Source organism: Pseudomonas sp. CM25, from assembly GCF_013179705.1.
Lineage (GTDB): Bacteria > Pseudomonadota > Gammaproteobacteria > Pseudomonadales > Pseudomonadaceae > Aquipseudomonas.
Genome location: NZ_JABMCW010000631.1, coordinates 1 through 1,438 on the forward strand (window position 1 = coordinate 1; position 1,438 = coordinate 1,438).

Annotated in this window: 1 protein-coding gene and 1 pseudogene; both read right to left on the reverse strand. The window is 63.6% G+C overall.

Features of this window, described 5'->3' with window-relative positions:
- Positions 1 to 1,102, reverse strand: a 1,102-nt coding sequence (locus HP546_RS30185; RefSeq protein WP_172233521.1) for an AMP-binding protein, incomplete at its 3' end; no start/stop codon positions are given.
- A 128-nt stretch (positions 1,103 to 1,230) separates the two neighbouring features.
- Positions 1,231 to 1,438 (reverse strand): annotated as a pseudogene (locus HP546_RS30190) (quinohemoprotein amine dehydrogenase subunit beta); the annotation flags it as partial.

Consider the following 1,438-nt stretch of genomic DNA (forward strand, 5'->3'; position numbering starts at 1 on the left):
GGTCGTCGGTGGCCCCGGTCTGCAGCGATACCGGGCTGGTCTCGGTCATGCCGTAGGCGATCTGCACTTCGGCCATGTGCATCTCGCCGATCACCCGGCGCATCACCTCGATCGGGCAGGTGGCGCCGGCCATGATCCCGGTACGCAGGCTAGACAGGTCGAACTCACCTCGTTGCGGGTGATCCAGTTCGGCGATGAACATGGTCGGCACGCCATACAACGCAGTGGCCTTTTCTTCGGCCACCGCGCGCAATGTCGCCAGCGGGTCGAAGGCATCATTGGGGTAGATCAGGGTGCTGCCGTGGGTCATGCAGCCCAGGTTGGCCATGACCATGCCGAAGCAGTGGTACAGCGGCACCGGCACCACCAGCCGGTCGTGTTCGGTCAGCCCGAGGCTTTCACCCACCAAGTAGCCGTTGTTGAGGATGTTGCTGTGGCTGAGTGTGGCGCCCTTGGGGAAGCCCGTGGTGCCCGAGGTGTACTGGATATTGATCGGGTCGTCGCAGCGCAGTTGCGCCTGGCGCTCGGCCAGGGCTTCGCGGCTTACCGCCCCGGCGCGCGTCTGCAGGGCATGCCAGGCGAGGAAGCCCGAGGGTGGCGCGGCGGCGAGGCTGACCACACCACGCAGTTCGGGAAAACGTTCGCAATTCAACGCGCCTGGTTGGCCGTTTGCCAGCCCGGGGACCAGGCCCAGCAGCATGGCGTGGTAGTCAGAGCTCTTGAACGCGTCGGCACAGATCACCCAGCGGCAAGCGGACTGGCCGAGGGCGTAGTCCAGCTCGCTGGAGCGGTAGGCCGGGTTGATATTGACCAGAATGGCCCCGACCTTGGCGCTGGCGAACTGGGTGATGCACCATTCGGCGCAGTTGGGGGCCCAGATGCCGAGGCGATCGCCCGGTTGCACGCCCAGGGCGATCAGTGCGCGGGCTTGCTGGTCGACGGCTTCGGCCAGTTGCTGCCAGGTGTAGCGCAGGCCTTGGTGCCTGACAACGAGGGCCTCGCGGTCCGGGAAGCGGGCGACCGTGGTGTCGAAGGCGTCGCCGATGCACTGGGTCAGCAGGGTTTTGTCCTGGTTGCCCTGGGAGTAGCTTGGCTGGGGCATGCGGGTTCTCTTGTTGTTTTTTTGTGGTTTGTACCGGCCTCTTCGCAGCACAAGGCTGCTCCTACAGTAGAACGCTACCTGTAGGAGCAGCCTTGTGCTGCGAAGAGGCCGGTATTTGCAGCCTTGATCTAGCGGATGAACACCTGCGGCGTAGTGGTGGACATGTCGCCCCCCGGCAACTTGATGTTCTTCACCTTCTCCAGCGTATCCGGGTTGAACACTGCCAGGTCGTTGAACGTGCCGCCCAGGTACAGCTTGTCGCCTTTCTTGTCGAAGGTGACGCAGTAGTAGGTGTGCTCCAGATTAGCCGCCTTGATCAACTTGCGCTGCTTGATG